This window comes from Streptomyces sp. SGAir0957 (assembly GCF_043523415.1).
In genome coordinates this window covers 137,713-163,645 of sequence record NZ_CP027291.1, presented here as the reverse complement: position 1 = coordinate 163,645, position 25,933 = coordinate 137,713, and the positions used below count along the sequence as shown (strand labels likewise).

The following is a 25,933-nucleotide window of genomic DNA, read 5'->3' as shown; positions in this document are numbered from 1 at the left end:
GCCCGCCACGCCCCCGCACCTGAAGGACTGTCATGAATTTCCTCCCGCACGTCGTGACCGAGATAGCGCTGGGCGGTGGACTCACCGTCGCCTCGGGCGCGCTCGCCCTCCAGGTCCGCGGCAAGCGTCAGGCCATCCAGGGCAGGTTGGCTGCCGAGAGGCGCGTCACCGAAGCCGGTGACGCGGCAGACCGCAAGGTAAAAGAGGTCCGCCAACAGGCAGCAGCCGTGCAGGAGACGCTGCAGGAACAACTCGCCACGAACTGGAGCTGGTACGAGGCAGCCCGCGAGGAGTTCCACCACCTCGTGGAGCACCGTCTGCCGGCCATCGTCGATGCGGAAGCCCGGCGCCACCCGGGCATCACCGTCCCCGGCCTGGCCAACGAGATGTTGGCCGGGACCGAGTTCGACAAGCTCCATCAGGCAGTCGTGGAGATGGTGTGCGACGCCGTAGCCGTGACCCGAGAGGGCATCGGCCGCTCGGCCCGGGCCGGCGTACGTGGAACCGCAGACGAAGTCCAGACCTTCCTGACCAAGCTCCAGATGAAGATCGACGAGGAACTGGGCAAGCACTCGCAAGCCAGCACCTACCACCAGAGCCTCATCGAAATCGACCACTTCGCCACGCGAGCCCTGCACATGGTCCAGCGCCTTCGAATCCTCGCCGGCTCATGGCCCGGCACGCAGCGGGCGAACGCCACCTTCCGCGAGATCGTCGAGAGCGCGCGCGGCCGCATCGGCCCGTACGACCGGGTGAACTACACCTACCTTCCCGACGTCGGCGAGAAGTACGTCGAGGGCAGGGTCGTCGAGCCCATTGCTGTCGCCCTTGCCGAGCTGATGATCAACGCGACCACCTACTCCAGCGACGAGGTGACGGTCTACGTCCAGCAGGTCCAGGCCGGCTATCGCATCGTCGTGGAGGACACCGGCCTGGGCATGAACGCCTCCCAACTCGGCGATGCCGAAAGGATGTTGTACCACCGGGCTCTGCTGGACGTTTCGGGCCTCGAGGACGAGCGCAAGCTCGGGTTCGCCGTCATCGGGCGCCTCGCCCACGACTACAAGTTCCAGGTCGACGTGGGCGCCCCCTCGGCGAGCGGTGGGGTCAAGGCCGCGCTCCTGGTCCCCAGAGCCCTGATGGGCGAGCCCCCGCAGACATCCGAGCCCGAGCACGCCCAGGTCGCGCCCAGCGCACGCTTTGCAGCGCCCACGGTCCCAGCGCCGGAACGCCCCGCGCACGCGCCGGCGGAGGCCACCGCGCCCCGGGCGCCGCGAACCACAGTCTCGGGCCTACCCAAACGCACTCCACAGAACCTGACGCCCATTCCCCAGGGGCCCACCCAAGAGGCCCTGACCGATTCCGCCGACCCCGAGGCCCTGACATCGGGCTTCGACGGCATGAGCCAGGCCTTCCGCACCGGCTATGAGGCCACCGACACCGAAGGACTTCAGCAGTGACCACCGCCGATCAGCACACCGCCGACTCCACCGACATGACCTGGACCCTGAACCGGCTGTGCGAGGAGTCGGGCGTCATCAGCGCACTCCTCTTCTCCAGCGACGGGCTCGTGATCGCCAAATCCGACGGCCTGTTGAAGGACGACGCCGAACGCGCGGCTGCTGCCCTCTCCGGGGTCAAGTCCCTGCAGTCCGACCTCGGGGCCTTCTGCGGGTACCCCGACGAGAACAAGAGCTCCCTGGTCATGCGGCACGTGGTCAGCGATCTGAAGGACGCAACCGTGCTGCTGTTCGCGGCCGGACAGCGCACCGGAGTCGGTGTCTCCGTGCGCGGCGACTCGCTCAGCAAGGAAGCCTCGCTCGCCATCACAGCCACGCTGAAGATGATCCAGGGCTTGCGCCCGGTACTCGGCGCCCGCGAGCGGAGCAGCACCGCATGACCACGCACGGGCGCCAGAGGCGCGGGATGGTGCGGTCCCACACCGCCACGGAAGGCCGTGCCACGCCATCGCGCACCACCCTGGACGAGGCCACGCTGCTGATCGCCGACCCCGACGTGCCGCTGGCCGGCCTGGGTGCACAGGCCTACCGGGTGATGGAGCTGTGCCTTCCCGGTGTCCTGGCCGTGTCCGAGGTCGCCTTCCACCTCGAGCTGCCCGGGGCCATCACCAAGGTCATCGTCTCCGGTCTCGTCGACAGCGGTCACCTGTTCGCCCGTGCACCGTTCGTTCCCGCTGCCGAGCAGCACGAGGAAGACTTCCTGAAGAGGGTTTTGGATGGACTACAGAAGCTCTGACCGTTATGTGTCATCCGAGGCTCGCTCGGTCAAGGTGGTAGTCCTCGGCCCGTTCGCGGTGGGCAAGACCACCCTGGTCGGCGCGGTCTCGGAAATCCGTCCCATGCACACCGAAGAGCAGATGACCAAGGCCGGGGAACTCGTGGACGACCTCGGCGGCATGAAGGACAAGACCACCACCACCGTCGCTATGGACTTCGGGCGCGTCACGCTGGCCGAGGACATCGTGCTCTACCTCTTCGGCGCCCCGGGCCAGCCACGCTTCCACCGCATGGTCCGCTCCTTGCTCGACGGTGCTCTGGGCGGCCTCGTCCTCGTCGACACCCGTCGCATCGAGGAAAGCTTCGCCGCGATCGACCTGCTGGAGTCTGCCGGCCTGCCGTACACCGTCGCCGTCAACCACTTCGCGCAAGAAGGCGCCCCCCGCTACAGCGATGCTGAGATCCGCGACTCCCTGACGATGGCCGACGACCGCCCGCTGGTGTGGGTGGACGCCCGGTTCCGCCATTCGGCGAAAGAGGGACTGATCGCCCTGGTCACCGACATCCTCTCCCGTCCCCGCCTGGAGCCTGCCCGATGACTGCTTCCCCGTGCCCGCCTCGTCTGTTCGGCGACGACTTCGCCGCGCGGCCGCAGGACGCCTACAACGAACTGCGGGCCGCTGGCCCGGTGGCCTGGGCTGAGATCGCGGAGGACGTGTACGCCCTGGTCGTCACCAGCCACCGCGCCGCGATCAGACTGCTCAACGACACCGCCACCTACAGCAAGGACAGCCGCCGCTGGGCCGCGCTCAACAACGGCCGTGTCCCGCCGGACAGCCCGGTCCTGGCCCTCATGGCCTTCCGCCCCAGCCTGCTGTACGCCGATGGCCAGCGCCACGAGCGGCTGCGTATCGCCCTGGAGCAGTGCCTGGCCCGTGTCGACGTCCACATGCTGCGTGAGACCACCCAGATGCACGCAAACTGGCTCATCGACCGGATCGCCCCCCGCGGGCACGGCGACCTGATGGTCGACTTCGCTGACACCCTTCCGCTGCTGATCTTCGCCGACATCCTCGGCTGCCCGACCCAGCTGGCCGGGCGAATGGTCACCGCCTGCCAGGGCATCATCAGCGCCGGCGCCGCGGCCGCGCAGGCGGCCGAGGACTTCGCCGGCATCCTCTTCGAGCTCATCCAGACGCGGAAGCAACAGCCCGGTGCCGACTTCACGTCCTGGATGCTCGCCCACCCTGCCCGGCTCACCGATGAAGAGATGGTCCACCAGCTCTTCTGCTTCGTCGGCGCCGGCACCATCCCCACTGCGGCATGGATCGCCTCCGGCCTGCGCCTGCTCCTGGAGGACGACACCTACGCCGGAGACCTCGCCGGCGGCACCGTCACCGTCCGCCGCGCCATGGAGAAGGTGTTGTGGACCCGCAGTCCGATGGCGAACTTCAGCGCCCACTTCGCCCGCCACGCCACCATGCTGCACGGCGTCCCCATCCCTGAAGGCGAACCGGTCCTCATCAGTCACGCCGCCACCGGCACCGACCCCGCACTGCCGCGCGGCCTCGGCTACGACAACCGCTCCCATCTGGCCTGGTCGGCTGGCCCGCACCGCTGCCCGGCCGACGGCCAGGCCAGCGTCATCGCCCAGACGGCCATCGAAACGATCCTGGACCGCCTGTGGGACGTGGACCTCACCGAGCCCGATGTCCCCAACCGGCCGGGCCCGTTCCACCAGTGCCCCGTCTCCTTGAACGTCACCTTCCGCAAGCAGCCCGCCGATCTCTTCACCGCCACCGCATCCGCAGGAGGTACTACGTGACCAGCTCGCCGATCACCCTCGACATCAGCGGTCGACACCTGTACGCACAGGCCGACCAGCTCCGCGCGCAGGGCCCCGCGGTCCGCGTCACGATGCCCAGCAACCTGACCGCCTGGTCCGTCACCCGCGGCGACATCGCACGGATGCTGCTGGTGGACCCGCGCGTCTCCAAGGACGCCAGAAGGAGCTGGCCCGGATACCAGCCCTTCGCCATACCGTGGCTGGCCGCCTGGGTCGACGTCGTCTCGATGTTCACCAGCGACGGCGCCGACCACAAGCGTCTGAAGGACTTCGTGGGCCGTGCGTTCACCGCGCGCCGAATCGAGGCGATGCGCCCCGCCGTGGAGACGATCGTCACCAACTTGCTGGACGCCATGGAGGCCATGGAGCCGGACCAGCCCGTCAACCTGCGCGCCGTCTTCTCCTATCCGGTGCCCACCCGTGTGATCTGCGACCTCTTCGGCGTGCCGGACGAGCAGCGGCCCGAGATGCTGCGGGTGATCGACTCCGTCCTGGACACGAGCGCCTCCGACGAGACGGCCACCCAGGTCCGCGACGACATGTTCGCCGCGATGCGCACCCTGATCGCCACCAAGCGCGCCACCCCCGGTGACGACATGACCAGCATCCTGCTGGCCACCCACGAAGCCGACGGTGACCGGCTCAGCGAGGACGAACTCGTCAGCACCCTCATCCTCATGATCGGGGCGGGCTCGGAGACCGCGGTCTCCCTGATCAACCGCGCGGTCGTCGAACTGCTGGCCCACCCCGATCAGCTTGCCGCCGCGGAGGCCGATCCCACACGCTGGGACGACGTCACCGAGGAGACGCTGCGCAAGCATCCCCCGATCATGCACCTGCCACTGCGCTACGCCGCGGCCGACATCGACCTCGGCGAGGGCGTCACGATCCGCCAGGGTGACCTCATTCTGATCGGCTTCGGCGCACACGGCCGCGACCCGAAGACCAACCCCCAGCCCGACCACTTCGACATCGACCGCAGCGACCGGCAGCATCTCGCCTTCGGCCACGGAATCCACTTCTGCCTCGGCGCGCCCCTCGCCCGACTCGAAGCCCGCGTTGCCTTGCCGGCGCTCTTCGCCCGCTTCCCCCGCCTGCGGCTCGCCACCGACGAGAACGGCCTGCTCCCCCAGCCGTCGTTCATCGGCAACGACTACCGCGAACTCCCCGTCGTCCTCACCACCGCCCAGGCCGGGAACACCGGCGCAGCGGCCTGACGGAACGGGGGCACGAGGATGTTCGACGACGAATGGGGCTGGGCCGACGGCACCCCGCAACCAGCGTGGGTACCCCGGGTCCAAACCCTGGGATTGCCGTGCGGGCAGCACTTCGACGCCGTGCGGGTCGGCGTGGACAGCGCCGTGAGCGCCCACGAGATCCTCGGCCCCCGCTCCGGCCCGGTCCTCGCCAACAGCGACACGCGGACCTGGTTCTTCCTCCTGGAGCCCGGCGCCGTGGTGCCCGGTTCCTGGGAGGTCCGCGGGAGCCGTCTGCTGCGCCCCGGCACGATCATCTCGGTCCCGCCGGTCTTCATCACCACCGGCCGCGATGTCCGCTGGGTCATTCTGCCCGGCCGCGGCACGACCCGCCCGGACGACCTCCGTGCCGCCCTCGACGGCCGCACGCCCCCGCCGCCCGCTCCCCGTCGACGGGCTCGGCGCACCACCACCCCACCTATCCGATAGACGACAAGGACGTCGACAGATGTGCCTGCACCAGCCGCCCTGCCCCGCGGCCAACACCGCCGAACGCGACACGGCCCACATCATGGCCTCCCATCCGGAACAGGGCTGGAGCCTGTTGTGCAACGGCATTGTGCGTTTCGACGACACCGGCGAACTCCTGCCCGACGGACAGATCATCGCGCCTTGCCGCACCGCCGGAGTCGCTGCGTGAGCACGGCCGGGGATCTCGCGCCGGCCGGGGCACTGGTCGCGGGGACGTACCTGCGCACGTTGCGTCAGGATCAGGGATTGCCGCTGAGCCGCACCGCCGACATTCTCGACGAGTCGTACGCGACCGCCCGCGAGATCGAGACCGGGATTCTGTGTCCGGATGAGGTGATGGTCCATGCGCTGTTGAATGCCTACGGCGTCACCTCACTCCACGCCGCCCAGGTCTTGATGCGGCTCCTCGACGACGCAGCCCACGGGCGGGAGGTCAGCTACGACGGAGGGCCCGGGTGGCTGTCGCGGCTGAGCGCCTGCGAACGTGCCGCCCACGCGATCGTCACCTTCAGCGCCTGGTTCATCCCCGGCTTTCTCCAGATTCCGGGCTACGCCACGCTATGGCGCTCCGTCCAGCACGGCGGACACCCGCCGAGCAGGGCCGAAACCGCAGCCCGCCGCCTTCCGACTCACTGCGGCAAGACCATGACCGTCCTGCTGGACGAATCCGTCCTCATGCGCGCCATCGGCGGCCCCGTCCTCATGCGAGACCAGCTCACCCACGTCCTGGAGTCCGCCGCAGACGGCACCATCCGCGTGCGCATCGTCCCCCTGACCGCCCCCCTCGTCGTTCCCCTCGGCACCTTGAGCGAGCTCTTCCTGACCCGGCAGCGCCTGTACGTACAGGAGGTGCAAGGCGCGACCTACTCCACCGGGCAGCATCACGGAGCAGCACGGCATAGGACGTTGGAGGCTGCGCTGGACAACTCCCTCAGCCCCAAGTCGAGCCTCGCCCGCCTGCGCGAGGCCCGGGACGCCTTCGCCTCCACCGCGGCTGCCGCGGTGCGCACCCCCACGGCTGTGCGGAAGGAGTTGGCACGATGAGGACAGAGCCGCCGTCCCTGGCCGAGGCAACGGGGCGCGACCAGCCCGCCCCAGGCTGCTCCGTGCAGCGTCTTCAGGCGCTTCTGGCCCCCTCTCCCCCGTACCGGCTGACCGTGCAACAGTGCCTCGACGCACTGGAGTTGCTTGCCGCGGCCACCAGCACCGGCGGCCCCATCACCTGCGTGGTTGGGGTGCCCGGTCCCTCGGGCGCGTTGACCCCGGCGGAAACCCTGGCCGCCCATCATCGAGTCCCGTTACATCAGGCCGGCGAGCTGCCGGATCACCGGGCCGACCGGATCCTGGTGGTCTGCGACAGCGACCGCTCCCCCGAATTGCAGCGTGCCACCGCCAAGTTGGAAACGGGACGCGCCCAGGGCGGCCTCATCGAGACAGCCGTTCTCGTATCCCACCGTTCCTGTGCGCCCCGGCCGGACTGGTCGATCTGGAGGACAAGCGCCACCGTCCTCTTTCCCTGGGACCCGAGCCATCCGGACGCGGCGACCGCGCGGCACCTCCCCGACCCGAGGGAGGTGCACCGCTCATGACCGTGCACGCCTTGCATCCATCTCACAGTGCGGCCACGTGCCGCGCTCGCCATCAGGCCCTCCTGGCTGTGGCGAGCCGCGGCCGGATGCGGCACTCAGCGAAAGGGCTTCGATGACGACATCGCACGATGACGTAGTGCGTCTGATGCTGGTCAACCTCGAGCACGATGGTGGTCCGGAACCCTCCCCTGGTGTATTGCCGGAGCCGTGGCGCCAGGCGTACGAGGGAATACTCGCGCCCAGGAGGCCGGACTGGCTGGCTGTCACCGAGCTGACGTACTCCCAGACCGGACCCCGCGCGAGCACAGAGGACATCGCCGCCGCGGCCCGGCGGTGGGACGCCGCCCAACGCACCCTGGACATGCACGGTTTCCGTGCGCCGATGGGGCAGGGCCGCAACCCGACCGGTCTGCTCGTCCGGGAGAGCACGTTCACCATCCACGCCGACCACGAGCACCGCTTCATCTGGCGCACTCCGCCCACCAACGTGGTCATCGGCCTGCCGGACGTTCCCGAGACACCGATCGTCACCGCCTCCTTCCACGGCTCGTTCTGCTCACCGAAGGGACGGGAGCGGGAGTACGAAGAACTGACCGCCCTCGTGGACAAGGTCAAAGCCCAGCACGGCCGGGACCCGGACCGCTCCCGCGCCGGCTGCTGGCTGTTCGGCGACGCCAACGAGTACCCGGTGCCGACCGGAGAGGTCGTACCCGCGATCGACTGGGCCTCCCCGGACATCACGGACGTCGTGCACCGGCGCCACCGAGCACTCAAACAGGACGACGGGACTTGGAAGAGCTGCACCTTCCTGGACGAGCTGATGACGGACTGTGGCATGCACGACCCCGCCCGATTCGCCGCTCGCCGCCACAGCAAACCGGAGGCCCTGGGGGCGACCGCCGGTCACCGTGCCGTCGGCCAGGGCGGGGGCCGGCGCATCGACCGCGGCTACATGGACGCCTGGACGGTGCAGGCCGTTCAGGACGTCAACGTGATCGACATGACCGGCCTCAGCGACCACCACGCCCTGGAGGTGATCCTCTCGCGACGAGCGCTTGTCGAAGCGCTGCGCCGGACCTTCGACCCGCTAGCCGTGGGAGAACTCATCGCCTGACCCACAACCGGCCGGGCCTGGGCTGGACTTGGCCAGCCGCGCAGCACTCCGTAGCCCCTGTCCCTTCGACACTTGAAAGGCAACTCGGCATGACCATCACGCCGCTTGCCCCCAAGGAACGCTTGGCCGGAGAGGCGCGCAAGAAATACGCCGCTGATCTCGCCGAGCGCTACAACAGCAACCACAGCATCCGCTCCCTGATGGCCGAATCCGGGCGCTCGTACGGCTTCGTCCACAAGCTCCTCTCGGAGGCCGGGGTGACCTTCCGCCCGCGCGGGGGAATTCGGCGCACCGAGCTCCCCGAGAACTGAACTCCTGCACTGCCGACCGACCTCGATAGAGGGGGGACCATGAACGTCATCACTGTGCTGAACTGGAATTTCGAGAACAACGGAAAGAAGGACCCGGCACGACGACGCGCCGGCTATCAGATGCTCTCTGGACTGAACCCTGACCTGGTACTGCGCCAGGAGATGTGGGATGCGGGCCAGGACAGTAAGAAGGTCATGTCCGAGGCGGAGAACATGCTCGGGATGCGCGGCTGGCTCGGTGAATCCAGTTGCACGGCCGTCTTCGCGAGCAACGACTTCGCAGTCGTTCAGGAATGGTCCACCAAATTCCCGTACGTGCTGCCGCCGACCGCGTTGACCCTTCGCTACGCCCCCGCTGGCGAGAACGCGATTCCGTTCGTCGCGGTGGCCTATCACCTCAATTACGCCAGTACGACCCACCGGCTCGCCGAGACGGAGTGGCTCAGCACATGGGCTGACAAGAAGTGGCAGATTCCTGACGGGCCCGCCGTCACCCTGCCCGCCCTGATGGGAGGCGACAACAACTCCTATCCGGTTCCGGGGCTTCCCGGCGACCCGGCTCTTCCGGAACTGGAAGCGATCAAGGACAGGCCGCATCGCCTGCACCGATCATACGTCGGCGCGGACGGTGTCCGGCGAATGGATACGCGCCCGGACGAAGCACTGCGCACCGCGGGTCTGCAGGACGTTGCCCGGCACCGAGCCATGGCCGGTGACCCGAGGGCTGTGGCGCGGACCGTCGACGCCTGCGACACCCACGGCTCAGACTCGCGGATCGACCGGGTCTATGCCACGCCGGAACTGCTGACGGCCGTCCTGTCCGTTGATGTGATCGAGGTCCCGCTCGACCTGTCCGACCACCACATCGTGCGTGTGCGCCTGGATGCCGACGCGCTGGTCGACGCTCTGAGAACGCCCTTCGCCACGGCGGCCTGACGGCCCGGGCCGGGGCATAGGGCGGCCGCGAACGCCATCGCCGAATCGGGTGACACGTCCACCTCGAGGGTGATTGTTCGACGGCGGCGGCGGGAGGCGCCCTTGCCCTGTCACGGCCGGGAGGCGCGAATCGAATTCCAGTGCGAGAGATCGCCCGGAAATGGCCGTGACGCCACACCGGAGGGGGTCGTTTCCCTCGGTGTTCCACTCATTCGTTCGACATCAAGGGGTGCGATGCAGTGCAGACCCGATCACCTGATGTGGAGTCAGGAAATCGAACGCGCCGTGTGTCTCGCCGTCAACTCGGCTCCTCCGGCTGGCGGGCGCCGGGAGGAAGGCCGATGACCGGGAACGCGGTGATGCCGCCCGAGGTGGAACTCTGGGTGAAGCGCAAAGTTCCCGGCATGGAGTTCATCGCCGACGCTCCATCGCCGAGGCGGCCCAGCTCGCGAGTGTGGCGGGTGCACCTGCGGACGCACTCCGTGTACGTCAAGGTGAGCCGGAACGCGATCCGTTACCAGCACGAGGTGTATGCCTACCGGCATGCCGCCGCCGCACTCGGTGCAGGGCATGCCCCGCGGCTGCTCGACACGGACCCCCGCTTGGGCGTGATCATGACGTCGGCGCTGCCCGGCGCGCGGGTTCAGGGGCTGACGCTGCGGACGGCCCAGGAGCGGTCGGCGCACTCGCTCGCCGGCGGCCTGCTGCGGCGTTGGCATGAACTGGAGCGTCCTGGTCCCGCGGTCCGTGCCCGCGCAATCGCGGATGTCGACGAGAAAGTGGATGCGGCGGCCGCCCATGTCTCGCTGGTCTCCCATCTCCTGTCCGAACAGCACAGAAGCGGGATCGAGCGGGCCGGACAGGTTCTGCGGCTGCTCGCCCCGTACCTGCCCGTCGGATTTCGCCATGGCGACTTCCAGGCCCGGAACTGGCAGTGGGACAGCGCGGCGCGCGTCCTGGGGCTCTTCGACTTCGAGAACTCCGGCCGCGGCATAACGGTCGAGGACTTCGTGTGGCTGGCCGCCGACGTCTGGCCCTCACAGCCCCATCTCCAGGCCGCGTGCCAGGCGGGGTACGGCCGCGACTTCTCCGCTGACGAGGTCCGCGCCCTGAACGCCTACTCGGTGCTGGCTGCCCTCGACGACCTGCAGTGGGCTCACCGCAACGCCGACGGCGCTGAGGTGGCCCGGGCGGTGAGCATCCTCGAGCGGGTGAGTCCCCGACTGCCCTGACCCACCCGTTCAGCCCGTCCACAGCAAGGAACACCACTCGACATCCGTGCCGCTTCGACCTCGCGCGCCCATACCGTCACCTGCTGGAGGCAGCCCCCCATGTACCCCCCCGACCGTCCCGCTCCCGGCCTTCGATGCCTCTCTCCCGCTCCTGTCCGGCCCCCCGCCCCTTGCGGCACGCGCCGGAACGCGGTCCCGCGGCCTGAGAAGGCACGCGAGCACGTCACGGCCGTGGACGGCGCCCTGTACGTGGCGCTGTCGGCACGGTCCGGTGCCGAAGCGGGCGTATCCGTGGGGAGGCGCCGGTGAGCGAGCAGACCGATGTGGACACCGGTGCCGCGGCGGCCGAGGTGCCGCAGCCGCGCGGTGAGGTCCTCCCGCTTCCTCCCTCGACGACGGCCAGCATCGTGCAGAGCGGGGACGAGGAGGAGATGGTCGAGGCGTGGTGGCTGCTGCATCAAGGCGCGGCCGCCCGCGCCAGTGTGTGGCAGATCCTGGCCGAGATGCCCCGCACCGTGCGGCAGGTCGGCGGCTTCGCCTGGCGGGCGAATCAGGCAGCGACCATCGCTCTGGGCGTGCTGCAGACCGCCTCAGCAGTGATGGCCGCCTTCGGACTCGTGGCCACGGTGGGGGTGGCCCAACACATCTTCGCCGACGGCCCCACCCCCGACCGGGTGCGTGCCGCCGCACCGCAACTGCTCCTCGTAGTGGTGTTGTTGTCGGTGCGAGCGGCCCTCGAGTACGGGGTCACGGTCGCCCAGGGGAAGCTGACCCCCTTGATCCGGGCCGCCTTGGAGAGCGACTTCTACCGACTCACCTCGCATGTGAAGCTGGAGGCGGTCGACAGTCCGACCTGGCAGGACGAGTGCTACCGAGCCCGCAACCAAGGGCTGCACTACGCACGGCAGATCATCGGTCATGTCGTGACGCTCGCCTCTGCCGCGCTCGTACTCATCGGCACCGCGAGCGTCCTCGCACTCCTGCATCCGCTGCTGTTGCTCCTGCTGCCACTGTCCGTCCTGCCCGTCGGCGCAGCCGCAGTGAAGTCAGCAAAGGCCAGGTTCCACAGCTTCCGCCGGTTCAACGAGATGTCCCGGCGCACCGACGTGTTCTCGTGGCTGATGCTGGACCGCGACACCGCGGCCGAACTGCGCTCCCACACCGCCCAGCAGGCTCTGCTGGACGAACACGCGCGGCTCACCGAGCAGATCACCGCCGAGGACATCCGCCTGAACCTCGCAGAAGCCCGTATGTCGCTGATCGGTAGGAGCGCCGGAGGGATCGGAACCGGCATCACCTACGTGATCCTCGGCCTGATGCTGATCCACGGCTGGCTGCCGCTCGCCGCCGGCGCGGGCGCCGTCCTGGCCCTGCAGAGCGCCCGCTCGTCCATGACCCGCGTCGTGGACGTCGCCCATCAGCTGTACGAGACGAGCTTGTGGGTGGGCGACCTGCTGGAACATCAAGAACGTTGCCGACGCCTGCTGCCGCGCCGAACCGGCATCGCGGCGCCCGGCGCCATGACGACCATCACCCTCGACGACGTGCACTACACCTATCCCGGCAAGGACAAACCTGCCCTTTCAGGGATCAATATGACCTTGCACGCCGGGCAGACGGTCGCCTTCGTCGGCGCCAACGGATCAGGCAAGAGCACCTGTTCAAAGCTGCTGGCTGGGCTGTACGACCCGACCGGCGGCGAGATCCTGTGGGACGACGTACCCACCACCCGCTATGACACAGAATCCCTGCAAGCCCAGGTCGCCTCGGTCCTGCAAGATCCGACCCGGTACCCGTTCTCCGCCCTGTCCAACATCACCGTCTCCCGAGGAACCCTGACCAGCGCCGAACCACAGCGCGTTCTCGACGCCGTCGTCGCTTCCGGAGCCGACCAGGTCATCGCCGGCCTTCCCGGCCGCTGGGCCGCAACTCTTTCCAAGCGGTTCCGCGGCGGCCAGGAACTTTCGGCCGGCATGTGGGCGAAAGTTGCCGTGGCCCGTGGCGAATACAAGGATGCGCCGGTGCTGCTGCTGGATGAGCCCACGGCCAGCATGGACCCGCGCGCTGAACACGCCGTCTACCAGACGGTCCTGCGCGGCAAGCGCCGCCCGGACCGGATCACCGTGCTCATCTCGCACCGGCTCGCGTCGGTCATCGACTGCGATCACATCTACGTCTTCGACAACGGCAAGATCATCGAGTCCGGCACCCACGAAGAACTGCTCAGCATCAACGGGGAGTACGCCTCGATGTTCGCCTTGCAGGCTGCCGGCTACCAGACGTCCGCGACGGAGGACGTATGACGTCCTCCCCCCGCCGCCGTCCCGACCGGAGCCGAAGTGTCCGTCCAGACACCCCTGCCATCTCTCCGCCTGAGCAAGGAACCAGCGTGCCGCCCACTCGCACCCACATCCGGAAAGTCGTCGACGCCTACCTGGACCACCACCCTCAGGAGCGCGACGCTCTGGCCGCGCTTCTGGCGGCCCTCGACGCCACGGCCGAGCCCACCAGCCGCACGGCACTGCCCGGCCACATCACCTGCAGTGCCGTCATCATCGACCGTAATCAGCAGGTGCTGCACATCGCACATCGCAGGAGCGGACTGCTACTCGTGCCGGGTGGGCACGTCGAAGCAGGTGACCGCACCCTTCTCGGCGCCGCGGTGCGGGAAGCCGCAGAGGAGGCCGGCATCCGCCCTGGAGACCTGTGCCTGACGCCGCAGTTCCTGGCCATGCCGATCGATATCGACGTCCATGACATCGCCGCCAGCGCGGATAAGGACGAGGCAGCCCACCAGCACTACGACGTTCGCTTCGTGTTCTACCTCAGCGCCGAGCAGCGCCCGGCACTCGTGCTCCAGGACGAGGAGGTCTCCGGTGCGCAGTGGCGTCCGCTCTTCGACGCCACCCCCCCGACGCTGCGCGGCAAGCTCCTGGACGCTGCGGCCCAAGGGCTCGACGGGCGGCCGGAGCCCGTCAACGCATCCGCCTTGATCCACGACGGTCGCGGCCGCTACCTGCTTCATCTGAGGGACCAGCGTGAGGGCATCTGGGCTCCGGGAGTGTTCGCCCTTCTCGGTGGCGGCCGGAAGATGGACGACTCCAGCTTGGTGGGGACACTGCGCCGGGAACTCGCTGAGGAGGCGCCCGGTCTGGAACTCACTGACCTGACGCCGTACGCGGTGGAGGAGGCGACGAGCGTCGACGGCCTTGCGGTGCCCATCCAGGTCTACGAAGGCCGCTGGAACGGCGATCCCGACACCGTGGACCTCCGCGAAGGCGTGCTGCTGCGCTGGTTCTCCGTTGACATGCTGGACCGGCTCCCTCTGAGCCCCGGACTCGGCGACCTGATCCGCCGGCATGCCGCCGGACAATCCCCGGCCGCCGCTGGCTCCCTGGACAGTGTGGGCGTCCCGCGCGAAGCGCCCAAGGGGACCGAGCTCCACATCATCGGCGTCCACCTCTACCTCCAGGATGAGCACGGCCGGATCCTGCTGGGTCTGCGCCACACTGATTCCTCTTTCGGTGCGAACGAGTGGCACTTCCTGGCCGGACACTGTGAGCGAGAAGCCGCGATCAGATGCCTTATCAGAGAAGCGAAGGAGGAGGCCGGTCTCCTCGTCGATCCCGGAAACGTCGAGCTCGTCCACGTGGTCCACCACATCGACTCGCCAACCGCACGGCCACGCATGGGGCTCGTCTTTCGGGCGCGCTCCTGGTCCGGAACGCCCAAGATCCTGGAGCCCGACCGGTGCGTGGAGTGGCGATGGTGGAACCCGAAGGACCTGCCGGCCGCCGTCGTGCCGTACACCCGCCAGGCGATCGAAGGGATCGTCGCCGGGCGCCTGTATTCCGAGACGGGATGGGGCGAGTAGGCGGTGAGCACCCTGGACACGAGCCCGTCGCAAGGCAACCCGATCACAGCGGAAGCGGGGTCCACCGGTCGGGGCGCGCTCCTGGCCGTCCCGGTCGATGCAGCGGCCGCGCGAACGGCGATGGTCGCCCGGCTGGAATCGGAGGGAGTGCTGGGGGTGGGGCCGGTGCGTGATGCGCTGCTGGTCCTGCCCCGCGAAGTGCTGATGCCGCAGGCCTACGTGCGGCGCAACGGCCGGGAAGAACGGCCGGGCCGTTGGGACCTGCTGGACTGGGCTGAGCCGCAGGACCGGCCCGAACTGCTCGGAATTCTGTACGGCGGGGCCAGTGTGCTCGTCCAGCACGACGGGGAGCGGCTGGTGGGCCGGGCTCGCGGGCCCCGGTCGGGGACGTCGATCACGTCGGCGTCCACGCTGATAAGCCTGACGTCCGCGCTGTTGGAGGAGCTGGATCTGCGCCCCGGTCAGCGGGTGCTGGACGTCGGCACAGGCGCGGGGGTGACGGCTGCCGTGGCCTGCCAGGTGTGCGGCGACCAGAACGTGGTCTCCCTCGACCGGGACCGGCATCTCGTCGAAGCGGCCACGGCGCGGCTCGGCGATCTCGGATTCCGACCCGAGATGGTGTGCGGCTCCGGGGAACAGGGTGTATCCGGGCGGGAGTTCGACCGCATCTTCCTGTCGTATGCGGTTGATCATGTGCCGCCCGCCCTGGTGGCGCAGCTCGCCCCCGGGGGCCGGCTGCTGGCGCACGTGACCAGCGCCTCTCCGTCGTGGCCGGCCCTTGCGATCGTCGAGCGCACCGCCGAAGGAGACGTCCGGGCGGAGCTGCGGGCCGTGGAGTTCGCCCACCAGGCCGGCCGTGATCTGGAGAGGATCTGGCTCTCGGAGGAGTTCCGGCAGCGCATCGCCTCTGAGCCGGGCACCTGGACGCAACGCAGCAAGCTGCGCCCGCCGGCCGACGGCGACCGGGGCCTGTGGCTGGCGGCCGATCATCTCCTGGGTGGGCTCGTACGGGACTTCGGCGCCGAGCGTCTAGTGATCGGCGCGCCCGGCTGCGGATCCTGGCTACGGGTCGAACCGGTGGGCGCCCGGCGCTGGAACGTGACCGTTCAAGGGCCGCGGGACATCTGGAAAGAGATCCAGGACCTCGCCAGTCGGTGGCGGTCGGCAGGCGCGCCCGAACGCTACGGCCTCGTCTTCGAGCCGGACGGTGGGCAGCGCGTCGCGTCGCCGTGCGGTCGCCTGTCCTGGCGTCTTCCCACCCCCCGCCCGTCCGCTGAGGGAGTTGCCTCGTGACCCGTCCCGACACGCTCGCGCCGGAGCAGGAGGCCCTGTTCGGATCAGGGGCCGCCGACTACGAGCGCTTCCGGCCCGGCGTTCCGCCGCCCGCGGTGCAGTTGCTGGCCAGCGCCTTGCGGAGCCGCCCGGACCCGGTGCTGCTGGACTTGGGCACGGGTACCGGGCAGGTTCCACGGGCGCTCCTGGCCGCCGAACTGGGTCTGGCGCACATCGAGGCGGTCGACGTCAGCCGGCCCATGCTGGACCAGGCCCGGAATGTGCTCACGCCGGTGCTCGGCCATTGCACCCTCCGCCTCGTCCACGCTGCGGCCCACGCGTATACGCCGCTCGCCGGGGGCGAGACGCGCGCCCCGCACTTGGTCACCTGCTGCCGGTCGTTCCACTGGATGGACCGGCCCGCCGTACTCGCGATGGCGGACCGATACACCGCGCCGGACGCTGCGGTCGCCATCATGGGCGATGGCAGCTTGTGGACCCATGACGCGGCCTGGACTCGTGCACTGCGCGAACTGATCCAGCGCTACCTGGGCGCCGAACGCCGGGCCGGCACCGGGACCGCCTATTGCGAGCCGCGCCGCTCGTACGAAGAGGACCTCGCCGCATCAGCGTGGAGCGACGTCACCGAGCACCGCTTTCCCGTGGACCGTGTCTGGGCGCCGAAGGACGTGATCGGCTACCTGCGCAGTACGTCCTTCGCGGCTCCGGAGCTTTTCGGCGAGCGGCATGCCGCGTTCGAGGCCGAGGCCCGGAGGCTGCTCGACGCCCACGCCTCCGGCGGCCCTCTTACCGAGCATGCCGTCTTCACGGTCTTGCTCGCCCGGCGCGGTGGAGGTCGCAGTGGATGCTGATCAGCGGCACGCCGAGCCTGTGGACGTTCATCTGATCCTGGTCCGGGAGGGTGCAGAGGGACTGGAGGTCTTGCTGTCGCGGCGAGCCGGGACGGTGTATGCGGCGGGGCTGTGGCATCTGCCGTCCGGGCACCTGGACGGCCCGCACGAGGACGTCGTCGATGCTCTGGTTCGTGAGACGCGGGAGGAGACCCGCGTCGTCATCGATCCGGAGGACGTGCGGGGCGCCGTCACCGTGCACCACCGCAGCCCGGGCGGCGCCTCGCGCACCGGCTACTTCTTCGAAGTCCGTCACTGGACAGGCGAACCGCGGATCGCCGAGCCGGACGTGTGCGACGCGATGATGTGGGCGCGGCTGGATGCCCTGCCGGACGGGATGGTGGCGTACTGCCGGGCCGGCCTGGACGCCTACCGGGCCGGTGCCCGGCTCGCCGTGCATTTCCAGCTGCCCGGCGACGCCATCGCCTACGACCCCGCTGCCGACCGCCTGCGCCTGGTCCCGGATGCGACCGGCCCGGGATGCGGCACCATGCCTGACGCCATGGTCGCGGCGTTCGCGCAGCAGGCGGTGGGCGCGATCACCGAGTGGACCGATACCTCATGGGCGCGAGAGAACAGCCGCGTGTGGCGGATCCAGAACGCCGGCGGCGGCACCTGGTACGTCAAGGTCCACCAGAACGACAAGTTCCACGGACGGGAGGTCCGAGCGCTGCGCACCTGGGCCGGGTCGTTGGGCGCGGCTGCGCCCCGGCTGGTGGCCGCCGACACAGAACTGCGGGCCGTCGTCGTCACCGCCCTGCCCGGCCGGCCCCTGCACGGCAAGGTGCTCGGGCCTAAGCAGGAGCGCAAGATCTTCCGCCGGATCGGTGAGCTGGCGCGCCGCATCCATGAGGCCTCGCCTCCACGCCCGGCTCCCGTAGGCAGCGGCCCGGCTGTCGGCAAGGCCGACCGGCACCTGAAGGCGGCGCGCCCTCATCTTGCCGACGGCGACGAGGAGTTCGTCCGTGCACTGGTGCGGCAGGCCAAGGATCTGGAGCCGCTGGAGTGGGTGGAGACCCACGGTGACTTCCAGCTTCGCAACATCCTGCACGACGACTCCGACGGCACCGTGGCCGTGATCGACCTTGAGAGAAGCGAGCCCGGCCCTGCGGTGCGCGACATGGTCCGTCTGTCCGACGCCTGGGCCAGCCGGCCTGACCTGTATGAGGCCTTCATGGCCGGGTACGGCAGGGCCCTGACCGCCGCCGAGGAGGCCCGCCTGATCATCGACACGGCTCTCGATGCGGTGAGCGGAATCCAGTTCGGCATCTCCCACGGTGATCCTGAACTGGTCGAACGCGGACACCGGACACTGGCCCGCCTGCGCGCCGATCACACCTTCAACTCTCCTGCGGAGGGAGCGTCATGAACCGCGACGAGGCGCCCGCGCTCATCGTCGGGGCACCGGGTGTTGGGCGGCTGGCGGTCCGCAGGGCGACGCCTGCCGATGCCGAGGGCATCGTACGGATGCGCTCCGAGTACATCCTGGGCGAGCCTTTGAGCGAGGAGTGGATCCGGCGCTGCACGGCTCAGCTGATCCCCCGGCTAGCCGCGGCGGGAGACGCTCGGGCGTTCGTCATCGATGCCCCGGGCGGCTCGATGGCCGCCTGTGCCCTCGGCCTGATCCACCCCGTGCTCCCTGCGCCGGCCTATCCCAAGGGTCTGGCGGCGCGCGTGCACGCCGTCGCCACGCATCCGGACTTCCGGCGCCGCGGGTACGCCCGAACGGTGCTGACCACGCTCGTCGAGCAGCTCCACACCGAGCACGTCACGCTGTTCGAGCTCCATGCCAGCGAGGCGGCCGCCCCGCTCTACCGCGGCCTGGGGTTCGCCAGCAACGCGGCGCTGATGCGGATGACGCGCCTGGAGGAGCCGGCCACCGTCAGCGAACCGTCGGCCCGCCCGCCGGACTTCGGCGAGCGATCCGGCTGGATGCCACCCGAGGTCTATGCCGAGACGGTGTTGAAGGCCACCTGTTTCGCGTGCGTGTACTTCACCGACGAGGACGACCGGCCCCTCCAGCTGCACTCCGTCTATTCGCCCGCGCACCCGTGGCAGCTAGTGGGCGGAACGATGGATCCCGGCGAACGGCCGTTCGGAACCGCTGCGCGTGAGTGCCGGGAGGAGACCGGGCTGACGGTGTCCGGCCCGCCGCGTCTGCTCGCGACGGTGTACGGGCTGCCCGGGGCCGAGTGGCCCTACAGCACGGTCGGGACGGTATTCGACGGCGGCCGCCTCACCGCGGAGCAGATTCGCAGCATCGCGCTGGATCCGCGCGAGCACGACGAAGCCCGTGTGCTTCCCCTGGCCGAGTGGGAGGCGCTGATGCCGCCGCGGGACTTCGCGCGCCTGAGCGCCGTGGCCGAGGCCCGCCGCACCGGGGTGGCTGCCTATTTCGACGCCTGGGACTGGGAGACCGAATGAGCAGCAGCATTGTGCTGATGTGCGACCGGAGGGTCGCCGCGATCCCCCTCACGGACTGCGGCGAGGACCTCGTGGACGTGCGGGCGCACGGTCTGAAGGTTGATGCCCGCAAGCGGGACGAGACGGGGGCCTTCGCGCACGTACGGCAGGGGGTGCTGACCCGGCTGCTGCATGCGCAGTCGCTGCTGCCCACCGGGGTGGAACTGCTGTTCATCGAGGGGTATCGGCCGCCCGCGTTGCAGCGGCGGTACTTCGAGGAGTACTCCGACGAACTGGCCCGCGACCATCCGGACTGGCAGGCCGCCACGCTCCGGGAGGCCGCCAGCCGGTTCGTGTCGCCTCCGGAGATCGCGCCGCACTCCGCCGGCGCGGCCGTCGACGTGACGCTCGTCGACCACCGGGGCCGCGAACTGGACATGGGGGTCCGGGTCAACGCGTCACCGGAGGAATCGGCCGGCGCCTGCTACACCGACGCCGTCGGCCTCAGCGACCGGGCCCGTACGAACCGGGCCACCCTCAAGGCAGCGCTGTCCACGGCCGGGCTCGTCAACTATGCGACGGAATACTGGCATTGGTCCTACGGTGACCGTTATTGGGCATTCCAATCCCGGCAGTCTTCCGCCCTGTATGGGCCCATTGTGCTGCCGCGGCAGCACGGCACTACCCGCCGCTGACGCATCAGGAGAGAGACGTGGGATACACGCGGGCCGACTGGTCCAACCACTACGCCGCCGGGAAGGGCTTCCGGCAGCTCGGCGACAAGGAGAAGAGCCTCCTCGCCGAGCACGCACCAGCCCCCACAGGCGGCCGGGCCCTCGACGCCGGCTGCGGCACCGGCGAGCTGGCCGTGTTCCTGGCCTCGATCGGCTACGCCGTGGATGCCGTGGACTTCGCCGAGGGCGCACTCGAGCGTGCCCGAGCGGAGCACGCGGCAGTCGACGGCGTGCGCTGGCTGAGCCTGGACCTCGAGCACGACGACCCGGAGCCGCTCCACGAGGACGGATACGACCTGATCACGCTGCGCCTGATGTACCCGTTCCTGGCCAGGCGGATGAGCGTCGTGCACGCGCTCGGTGAGCGGCTGCGGCCCGGCGGCGCACTCGTCGTCATCACCCCGGTGGCCGAGCACACGCCTGAGGAGCGCCGCAGGACTGCTCTCGATGAGGACGAGATCGGTCTGCTCACCGAGGGCTGGGAGACGGTCGAACGGCTGGAGGCGGATCAGCTTGCCGCTCTGATCCTGCGCGGCCCGTGCCACACCGGCACGCGGGCGGTGGAGCGGAAGCGACCGCCTACCGGTCTGGCTGTGGCAGGCGCTCTCGCGGTAGTTACCGACGAGGCCGGCCGGGTCCTGCTCGGGCGTTCACGCCGGAGCATGTGGGAGCTGCCGGGCGGGAAGAGCGCCGGTTCCGAGTCGTTCGAGGCGGCCGCGGTGCGCGAACTCGCCGAGGAGACTGGACTCGCCGCCGACGTCGAGAACGCATACGTGGTGACGATGCTCGTCGACGCCGCCGGAGACGTCCCGCGGCTCACCGCGGTCGTCCGCGTCACCGCCTGGTCCGGGACACTGACCAACCCTGAGGCGGACAAGTTCGACCGCTGGGAGTTCGTCGACCTGCACGTTCTCTCCTGCATCGGCGCCGTGTTCGTCCCGGCCGCCCAGGCGCTGGATGCCGTGTGGCCCGGAGTCGTTCCCGACCTGCCGTCGGTGGTCTCCTACTCTCTCGCCGTCGAGCAGCCGCCCGTGCCGGGCGAGCCGACCGAGGCGGCCCGGCTGCGCCACGCGATGGCCGAGACAGTGATCGACGGCGACTGGGCCCCGTCCGAGCCGGTCCGCGACGCACTGCGGACCGTGCCCCGCCACCGCTTCGCCCCCGAAGTGAGCCTCGCGGACGCGTACGACGGCGGAGACCGGGCCGTGATCACCCGGCGCGACGAAACCGGAGCATCGATCAGCTCAGTGTCCGCAGCGTGGCTCCAGGCCGACATGGCTGAAACCCTCCGTCTGAAGCCGGGCGCGATCGTGTTCGAGGCGGGGTCCGGCGGCTACAACGCCGAGCTGATCGCCCACGTCGTCGGGCCCGACGGGCGCGTGGTCACCGTGGACATCGACCCGTGGGTCGTGCGCCGCACCCGCCGGTTCCTCACGGAGGCCGGCAGCGGCCGCATCAGCGTCGTCGAATCCGACGCGGCCCTCGGCGCACCCGCCCACCTCGTGCCCCGCGGCGGCTTCGACGGCAGCCTGATCACCTACAACTGCTGGGACATCGCCCCGGCCTGGCGGGAGCAACTGGCCGAAGGCGGACGACTGGTTCTGCCGTTGGAGATCGGCGGCTACACCCGGGCTATCACCTTCGAGCGGCACGGCCAGGTGCTGCACGCCCGCCACTTCACCTACTGCGGCTTCGTCCGCGATCAGGGTCAGCAGGCGCGCACCATTCCGGTCGTCTCCCTTCTCGACGGCGGCCTAACGCTCCGCTTCGAGCACGGCACCGCCGCTGACACGGAGGGCCTGGAGGAGGCGCTGCGTGGGGAGCGGCACGAGGTCTCCACCGGCGTGACCATGGGGGCGGGCGTCTACTTCGGGTCCCTGCAGTTGTACGCGGCCACCACTTTGCCCGCCTTCTGCCGACTGGCCGCCCACCAGGACCCGGAGCAGGGCGTGACCGGCGTCGCGAAGGACCGTGACGCCCCCGCGATCATCGGCGACGCTTCGCTCGCCTACCTCATCTCCATCCAGACCAAGGACGGCAAACGTCCCGAAGACAAGGAGTGGGAGTGGGTCGTCCACGCCTTCGGGGAGCAGGGCCCGCAGCTCGCCGAGCAACTGGCGGCCACGGTCCGGGCCTGGGACCGGCACGTGCGCGCCGACGACAACAGCAAGCACGCCGATCCCGTCCTGACGGCCCACCCCGCCGGGACACCCGACGACCGGCTGCCCGCCGGGCACGTCCTGGACAAGGAGCACTGCCGCCTGGTGATCCGGTGGCCGGAGCGTGACGCACTGCTGCCCCGCCCCGTTGAGCGCCCCGAGGCCGGCGTCGTGGCGGAGGGGGTGTGACGGTGGAACCAACAGCACGCGAGGCGGTGTTCGCCGCGCCGACCGAGCAGGACGACATGGAACGGATGCGGCGCGCGCACGCGGCCGCCGCGCGCCAGTTCCAGGTGCCCGCGTCGGGGCCAGAGGTGTGGGGGTGGCAGGGCCGCACACTGGGACGTCGTGCCGGGGACTGCTGGTTGCGGGTCGTCGCCGCGGCCGTGGACAAGGCCAGCGGACGGCTGTGGGAGGGCACAGCGCTCGCGGACGAGCTCGTGCCACGGTCCGTACCCCGACCGCGACTTTGGGGCCTCTTCGACTGGAGCACCGATGATCGCGCGTACCGCGCCGAGCTGACCGAGTACGTCACCACTGCCCCGCTCGCGGTCGGCACTCCCGCGCTCACCGCGGACATCATTCTCTCTGATGTCTGGTGGGCTGATCTGCGCGCCGCACTGGAGACGCTCGCCACGGTGCCCACGGACCGCGAGGCGGTACGGCAGCGGTGGATCGACAACAACTTCCGCCGATACCTCGGCATCGACCCCATCCAGATCCGCGACTACACCACCGGCCACGGCGACCTTCACTGGGCCAACCTCACGGGGACGCCCCTGGCCCTCCTCGACTGGGAGAACTGGGGGCGGCTTCCCGTCGGCTATGACGTGGGCCTGCTGCACGCCTACTCCCTTGCCACACCCGCGACCGCGGCAAGGATCCGCCACGAGTTCCACCACGTCCTCGGTACGGCTGCCGGCCGGGCCGGGGAACTCGTGGTGCTCGGCCAGCTCTTGCAGGCATGCAGCAGAGGCGTCCATCCCGCACTCGCCCCGCTCATCGCCGACCGGGCCGAGCAGCTGACCGGCACCCCCGTACCAGCCCCCTGACCACCGGTCGCCGCCGACCTGGAGGAACACATGACCGACCCGCGCATCGACGTCGTCGTCCTGACGATGAACGACAGACCGTCCGAGGAAGCCGCAGCCCAGAAGACGCTCCTGGCGCAGACCGGCGTCCACGTGCGGGTGTGCGTGGTCGGCAACGGATGCGAACCCGAGACCGTGCCGCCCGGCGCGCTCACCGTTCACCTGCCGAACAACGTCGGAATCCCCGGCGGACGCAACGCCGGCGCCGACGCCCTGGGACGGCAACCGGACCCGGCCGAATGGCTGTTCTTCCTCGACAACGACGCCTCCTTCCCCCGCACCGACGTCCTCGCCCAGCTCATCGCCGAAGCCCAGCAAAGGCCCCGTGCCGCATACGTACAGCCGAGACTGACCGGCCCGGACGACGTGACCACGCCGCGCCGCTGGGTGCCTCGGCTGCGCGCGAGCCGTCCGGAGCGCCCCGGCACGATCACCACGATGACCGAAGGAGTCGTCCTCGTCCGCAGGGAGGCCTTCGACACGGTCGGCGGGTGGCCAGCCGAGTTCTTCCTGTACCACGAGGGCCTCCAGCTGGCCTGGCAGTGCTGGGCGGACGGATGGACCGGCTGGTACGCCGCCGAGATCCGGATGCACCACCCGCTCACCTCCCCCGCCCGGCATGCGCTGTTCCACCGGCTCGCCGCCCGCAACCGGATCTGGGTCGCCCACCGCAGCCTCCCCGCTGTTCTCATCCCGCTCTACCTCACCGCGTGGACCACGATCACCCTCGCCCGCGCCGCATCCGCGGGCGGACTGGGCGAGACGCTGCGCGGCATGCGCGAGGGATGGTCACACCGACGCGACCAGGAGCGGCACCCGATGAACTGGCGCACCGTGTGGCGCCTGACCCGAGCTGGCCGGCCACCGGTCATCTGACCCGACCAGTTCAACCCCTGCAGACGAAGTCGAACGAGGAGACCATGTCCACTGCACCCCGCCCCGGCACCGGCCAGCTCACTGAACCCGGCGGCTCCAGCGATGACTCCGGCCGTGACCACCAGGCCCTGGTCCCCGGTGCGGCTCAACCGGCACCCAGGGTACGGACGGGAGGATGTCTGTGCGGCGACATCAAGTACGAGGTAACGGGTGATCCGGATGACCCGCACCTGTGCTCGTGCCAGCACGAGACGAAGCTCTCCGGCGGGCCGGCCGTCCTGTGGGTCGGATTCCGCAAGGACACCTTGAGGTGGGTCGGACCGGGCGGCGAGCCCAGGTGGTACTCGAGTTGGCCGACCCTGCACCGTGGCTTCTGCCCACGCTGCGGAAGCCAGCTCGTCTCGGTCGCCGACGGCTACACGATGATCATGGTGACCGGGTTCAGCCTCGACGACCCCTGCGGCATCGACCCCGTCGGACACTCGTTCCGCGAAGAGGCAGTGCCGTGGATGGCCATCCAGCTCACCCCCGACCCGCATGCCGCCCAGTCACCCGCGGCGTCAGCATGAGCGTCGCAGAGGAGATGGTCACCGCCGTCGCCGGGACGTTGACCCTGGCGTACGGTGTGCACCCGGTAGAAGTGGCCCAGATCCCGGTCGGCACCGCGACCTGGAACTACAAGGTGACCACCCGGTCAGGGCGCCAGTACTTCGCCAAGGTCTACCTCGACCGCGCCTCCATGTCGCGGGAGCGGGAAGCGGTGGAACTTGCCGCGTTCGCGCGCGGCGGCGGCGTGCCGGTGCCCGCCGTTCATCCCACCCGCGAGGGCGCCTTGGTCGAGGATGTGGGCCGGTTGCCGATGTCCCTGTGGGATTTCGTGGCCGATACCGAGACCGCCGAGCGCGGTCTGGTCGGTGCACGGTGGCCGGCAGTCGGTACCGTCCTGGGGCGCCTGCACCGGCATCTCGCCGACCACCCTGCCGCCGCGCCCCGTCCGCGGGCCGGTGCCGAGGTCTGTGACCTGAAGCGGGCCCGTGCGCGGTACGAGCGGCTGCTCAGCGAGTACGGCCGCCGCGGCGAACTCAGTTCGTTCGAAGAGTGGGCCAAGGACGCGGCTCGGCAGCGCCTGGCCCTGCTCGACCGTGTCGCGGTCATCCTGAACGAGTTGCCCGCCCTGATGGAACAGGTCGTCCATGGGGATCTGTCGGCCCTGAATCTGCTGCTGCGCGAGGACAAGGTGGCGGCCGTGGTGGACTTCCAGCCGCCACGGCCGCGCTACCTGGCGTGGGAGGTGGCCCGGATCGGGTGCGATCCGCGGACGGTCCTGCTCGGCGACGAGTGGCTCACCGGGCTGCCCGTGCTCCTGGACGCCTACCGGGCCGAGCACCCCCAGGTACCTGTTGACGATCTGCTCAGCTGCGTCGCCGTCGGCTGCGCCTACACGCTGGCCTCGACCTACCCCTTGGCCGAGCCATTGGACGCCCCGGCCACGGTCGACGCGTCGCTCGAGGCATACGCGCGGGCCCGCCACCAGTCGGCGCTGATGCTGCTGGACCGGCTCGACGAGGTGAAGGAGGTCCTGCGTGACGCCCTTCAATGAGCCCTGCGGGACCAAGCGGCG

At 69.8% G+C, this 25,933-nt stretch carries 26 protein-coding genes; all 26 read left to right on the top strand.

Annotation, left to right across the window (positions count from 1 at the left end; translation table 11 throughout):
- Positions 1-32 precede the first annotated feature (32 nt).
- The 26 genes from C1N81_RS03270 (at position 33) to C1N81_RS03145 (ending at position 25,912) form a co-directional block, all read left to right on the top strand.
- On the top strand, positions 33-1,460 hold the full coding sequence (locus C1N81_RS03270) for a histidine kinase (RefSeq protein WP_394426542.1): 1,428 nt from the start codon (positions 33-35) through the stop codon (positions 1,458-1,460).
- Positions 1,457-1,900, top strand: coding sequence for a roadblock/LC7 domain-containing protein (locus tag C1N81_RS03265; RefSeq protein WP_394426540.1), 444 nt, complete (start codon positions 1,457-1,459; stop codon positions 1,898-1,900). The genes C1N81_RS03270 and C1N81_RS03265 overlap by 4 nt, the downstream gene beginning before the upstream one ends.
- On the top strand, positions 1,897-2,256 hold the full coding sequence (locus C1N81_RS03260; RefSeq protein WP_394426538.1) for a DUF742 domain-containing protein: 360 nt from the start codon (positions 1,897-1,899) through the stop codon (positions 2,254-2,256). The genes C1N81_RS03265 and C1N81_RS03260 overlap by 4 nt, the downstream gene beginning before the upstream one ends.
- Complete coding sequence (locus C1N81_RS03255) at positions 2,237-2,836, top strand: GTP-binding protein (RefSeq protein ID WP_394426536.1); 600 nt, start codon at positions 2,237-2,239, stop codon at positions 2,834-2,836. The genes C1N81_RS03260 and C1N81_RS03255 overlap by 20 nt, the downstream gene beginning before the upstream one ends.
- Positions 2,833-4,062 (top strand): cytochrome P450 family protein, encoded by a 1,230-nt coding sequence (locus C1N81_RS03250; protein ID WP_394426534.1) that lies wholly within the window; start codon positions 2,833-2,835, stop codon positions 4,060-4,062. Before C1N81_RS03255 ends, C1N81_RS03250 begins: the two co-directional genes overlap by 4 nt.
- Positions 4,059-5,300, top strand: coding sequence for a cytochrome P450 family protein (locus C1N81_RS03245; protein WP_394426532.1), 1,242 nt, complete (start codon positions 4,059-4,061; stop codon positions 5,298-5,300). The genes C1N81_RS03250 and C1N81_RS03245 overlap by 4 nt, the downstream gene beginning before the upstream one ends.
- A gap of 18 nt (positions 5,301-5,318) precedes the next feature.
- A complete protein-coding gene (locus C1N81_RS03240; protein WP_394426530.1) occupies positions 5,319-5,768 on the top strand; it encodes a hypothetical protein in 450 nt (149 codons plus the stop codon).
- Between the two features lie 19 nt (positions 5,769-5,787).
- On the top strand, positions 5,788-5,979 hold the full coding sequence (locus tag C1N81_RS03235; RefSeq protein ID WP_394426528.1) for a DUF5999 family protein: 192 nt from the start codon (positions 5,788-5,790) through the stop codon (positions 5,977-5,979).
- Positions 5,976-6,854, top strand: a complete 879-nt coding sequence (locus C1N81_RS03230) for a Scr1 family TA system antitoxin-like transcriptional regulator (RefSeq protein ID WP_394426526.1) — start codon at positions 5,976-5,978, stop codon at positions 6,852-6,854. The genes C1N81_RS03235 and C1N81_RS03230 overlap by 4 nt, the downstream gene beginning before the upstream one ends.
- Positions 6,851-7,399 carry a hypothetical protein gene (locus tag C1N81_RS03225; protein ID WP_394426524.1) on the top strand — a complete coding sequence of 183 codons (549 nt, stop codon included), beginning with the start codon at positions 6,851-6,853 and terminating at the stop codon, positions 7,397-7,399. Before C1N81_RS03230 ends, C1N81_RS03225 begins: the two co-directional genes overlap by 4 nt.
- A gap of 145 nt (positions 7,400-7,544) precedes the next feature.
- Positions 7,545-8,513, top strand: coding sequence for an endonuclease/exonuclease/phosphatase family protein (locus C1N81_RS03220; protein WP_394426858.1), 969 nt, complete (start codon positions 7,545-7,547; stop codon positions 8,511-8,513).
- 89 nt (positions 8,514-8,602) lie between these two features.
- Positions 8,603-8,824, top strand: coding sequence for a helix-turn-helix domain-containing protein (locus C1N81_RS03215; protein ID WP_394426521.1), 222 nt, complete (start codon positions 8,603-8,605; stop codon positions 8,822-8,824).
- Positions 8,825-8,863: 39 nt separating this feature from the next.
- The gene (locus C1N81_RS03210) at positions 8,864-9,760 is read left to right on the top strand and encodes an endonuclease/exonuclease/phosphatase family protein (protein ID WP_394426519.1); all 897 of its coding nucleotides are present in this window, start codon (positions 8,864-8,866) and stop codon (positions 9,758-9,760) included.
- 341 nt (positions 9,761-10,101) lie between these two features.
- Positions 10,102-10,992, top strand: coding sequence for an aminoglycoside phosphotransferase family protein (locus C1N81_RS03205; RefSeq protein WP_394426517.1), 891 nt, complete (start codon positions 10,102-10,104; stop codon positions 10,990-10,992).
- Positions 10,993-11,297: 305 nt separating this feature from the next.
- On the top strand, positions 11,298-13,295 hold the full coding sequence (locus C1N81_RS03200; protein WP_394426515.1) for an ATP-binding cassette domain-containing protein: 1,998 nt from the start codon (positions 11,298-11,300) through the stop codon (positions 13,293-13,295).
- 86 nt (positions 13,296-13,381) lie between these two features.
- Positions 13,382-14,866: an NUDIX hydrolase gene (locus C1N81_RS03195; protein ID WP_394426513.1), complete on the top strand. Its 1,485-nt coding sequence runs from the start codon at positions 13,382-13,384 to the stop codon at positions 14,864-14,866.
- Positions 14,867-14,869: 3 nt separating this feature from the next.
- Positions 14,870-16,159, top strand: a complete 1,290-nt coding sequence (locus C1N81_RS03190) for a protein-L-isoaspartate O-methyltransferase family protein (RefSeq protein WP_394426512.1) — start codon at positions 14,870-14,872, stop codon at positions 16,157-16,159.
- Entirely contained in the window at positions 16,156-17,010 is an 855-nt protein-coding gene (locus C1N81_RS03185) for a class I SAM-dependent methyltransferase (protein WP_394426510.1), read from the top strand. Before C1N81_RS03190 ends, C1N81_RS03185 begins: the two co-directional genes overlap by 4 nt.
- Positions 17,000-18,418: a phosphotransferase gene (locus tag C1N81_RS03180; RefSeq protein ID WP_394426508.1), complete on the top strand. Its 1,419-nt coding sequence runs from the start codon at positions 17,000-17,002 to the stop codon at positions 18,416-18,418. The genes C1N81_RS03185 and C1N81_RS03180 overlap by 11 nt, the downstream gene beginning before the upstream one ends.
- The gene (locus tag C1N81_RS03175) at positions 18,415-19,473 is read left to right on the top strand and encodes a bifunctional GNAT family N-acetyltransferase/NUDIX hydrolase (protein ID WP_394426506.1); all 1,059 of its coding nucleotides are present in this window, start codon (positions 18,415-18,417) and stop codon (positions 19,471-19,473) included. Before C1N81_RS03180 ends, C1N81_RS03175 begins: the two co-directional genes overlap by 4 nt.
- Entirely contained in the window at positions 19,470-20,147 is a 678-nt protein-coding gene (locus tag C1N81_RS03170) for a M15 family metallopeptidase (protein ID WP_394426504.1), read from the top strand. Before C1N81_RS03175 ends, C1N81_RS03170 begins: the two co-directional genes overlap by 4 nt.
- Before the next feature lie 17 nt (positions 20,148-20,164).
- Positions 20,165-22,534: a methyltransferase, FxLD system gene (gene fxlM, locus C1N81_RS03165; protein WP_394426502.1), complete on the top strand. Its 2,370-nt coding sequence runs from the start codon at positions 20,165-20,167 to the stop codon at positions 22,532-22,534.
- Positions 22,535-22,536: 2 nt separating this feature from the next.
- Complete coding sequence (locus tag C1N81_RS03160) at positions 22,537-23,397, top strand: hypothetical protein (RefSeq protein ID WP_394426500.1); 861 nt, start codon at positions 22,537-22,539, stop codon at positions 23,395-23,397.
- A gap of 30 nt (positions 23,398-23,427) precedes the next feature.
- On the top strand, positions 23,428-24,312 hold the full coding sequence (locus tag C1N81_RS03155) for a glycosyltransferase family 2 protein (RefSeq protein ID WP_394426498.1): 885 nt from the start codon (positions 23,428-23,430) through the stop codon (positions 24,310-24,312).
- Between the two features lie 44 nt (positions 24,313-24,356).
- The gene (locus C1N81_RS03150; protein WP_394426496.1) at positions 24,357-24,881 is read left to right on the top strand and encodes a GFA family protein; all 525 of its coding nucleotides are present in this window, start codon (positions 24,357-24,359) and stop codon (positions 24,879-24,881) included.
- Complete coding sequence (locus C1N81_RS03145) at positions 24,878-25,912, top strand: phosphotransferase enzyme family protein (RefSeq protein ID WP_394426494.1); 1,035 nt, start codon at positions 24,878-24,880, stop codon at positions 25,910-25,912. Before C1N81_RS03150 ends, C1N81_RS03145 begins: the two co-directional genes overlap by 4 nt.
- The last annotated feature ends 21 nt before the right edge of the window (positions 25,913-25,933 follow it).

Bases quoted from the DNA above. Each gene is read 5' to 3' on its own strand.
- C1N81_RS03210 (WP_394426519.1), top strand. From the start codon at position 8,864: ATGAACGTCATCACTGTGCTGAACTGGAATTTCGAGAACAACGGAAAG.
- C1N81_RS03270 (WP_394426542.1), top strand. From the start codon at position 33: ATGAATTTCCTCCCGCACGTCGTGACCGAGATAGCGCTGGGCGGTGGA.
- C1N81_RS03240 (WP_394426530.1), top strand. From the start codon at position 5,319: ATGTTCGACGACGAATGGGGCTGGGCCGACGGCACCCCGCAACCAGCG.
- C1N81_RS03225 (WP_394426524.1), top strand. From the start codon at position 6,851: ATGAGGACAGAGCCGCCGTCCCTGGCCGAGGCAACGGGGCGCGACCAG.
- C1N81_RS03215 (WP_394426521.1), top strand. From the start codon at position 8,603: ATGACCATCACGCCGCTTGCCCCCAAGGAACGCTTGGCCGGAGAGGCG.
- C1N81_RS03205 (WP_394426517.1), top strand. From the start codon at position 10,102: ATGACCGGGAACGCGGTGATGCCGCCCGAGGTGGAACTCTGGGTGAAG.
- C1N81_RS03150 (WP_394426496.1), top strand. From the start codon at position 24,357: ATGTCCACTGCACCCCGCCCCGGCACCGGCCAGCTCACTGAACCCGGC.
- C1N81_RS03260 (WP_394426538.1), top strand. From the start codon at position 1,897: ATGACCACGCACGGGCGCCAGAGGCGCGGGATGGTGCGGTCCCACACC.
- C1N81_RS03175 (WP_394426506.1), top strand. From the start codon at position 18,415: ATGAACCGCGACGAGGCGCCCGCGCTCATCGTCGGGGCACCGGGTGTT.
- C1N81_RS03235 (WP_394426528.1), top strand. From the start codon at position 5,788: ATGTGCCTGCACCAGCCGCCCTGCCCCGCGGCCAACACCGCCGAACGC.
- C1N81_RS03255 (WP_394426536.1), top strand. From the start codon at position 2,237: ATGGACTACAGAAGCTCTGACCGTTATGTGTCATCCGAGGCTCGCTCG.
- C1N81_RS03155 (WP_394426498.1), top strand. From the start codon at position 23,428: ATGACCGACCCGCGCATCGACGTCGTCGTCCTGACGATGAACGACAGA.
- C1N81_RS03170 (WP_394426504.1), top strand. From the start codon at position 19,470: ATGAGCAGCAGCATTGTGCTGATGTGCGACCGGAGGGTCGCCGCGATC.
- C1N81_RS03145 (WP_394426494.1), top strand. From the start codon at position 24,878: ATGAGCGTCGCAGAGGAGATGGTCACCGCCGTCGCCGGGACGTTGACC.
- C1N81_RS03220 (WP_394426858.1), top strand. From the start codon at position 7,545: ATGCTGGTCAACCTCGAGCACGATGGTGGTCCGGAACCCTCCCCTGGT.
- C1N81_RS03250 (WP_394426534.1), top strand. From the start codon at position 2,833: ATGACTGCTTCCCCGTGCCCGCCTCGTCTGTTCGGCGACGACTTCGCC.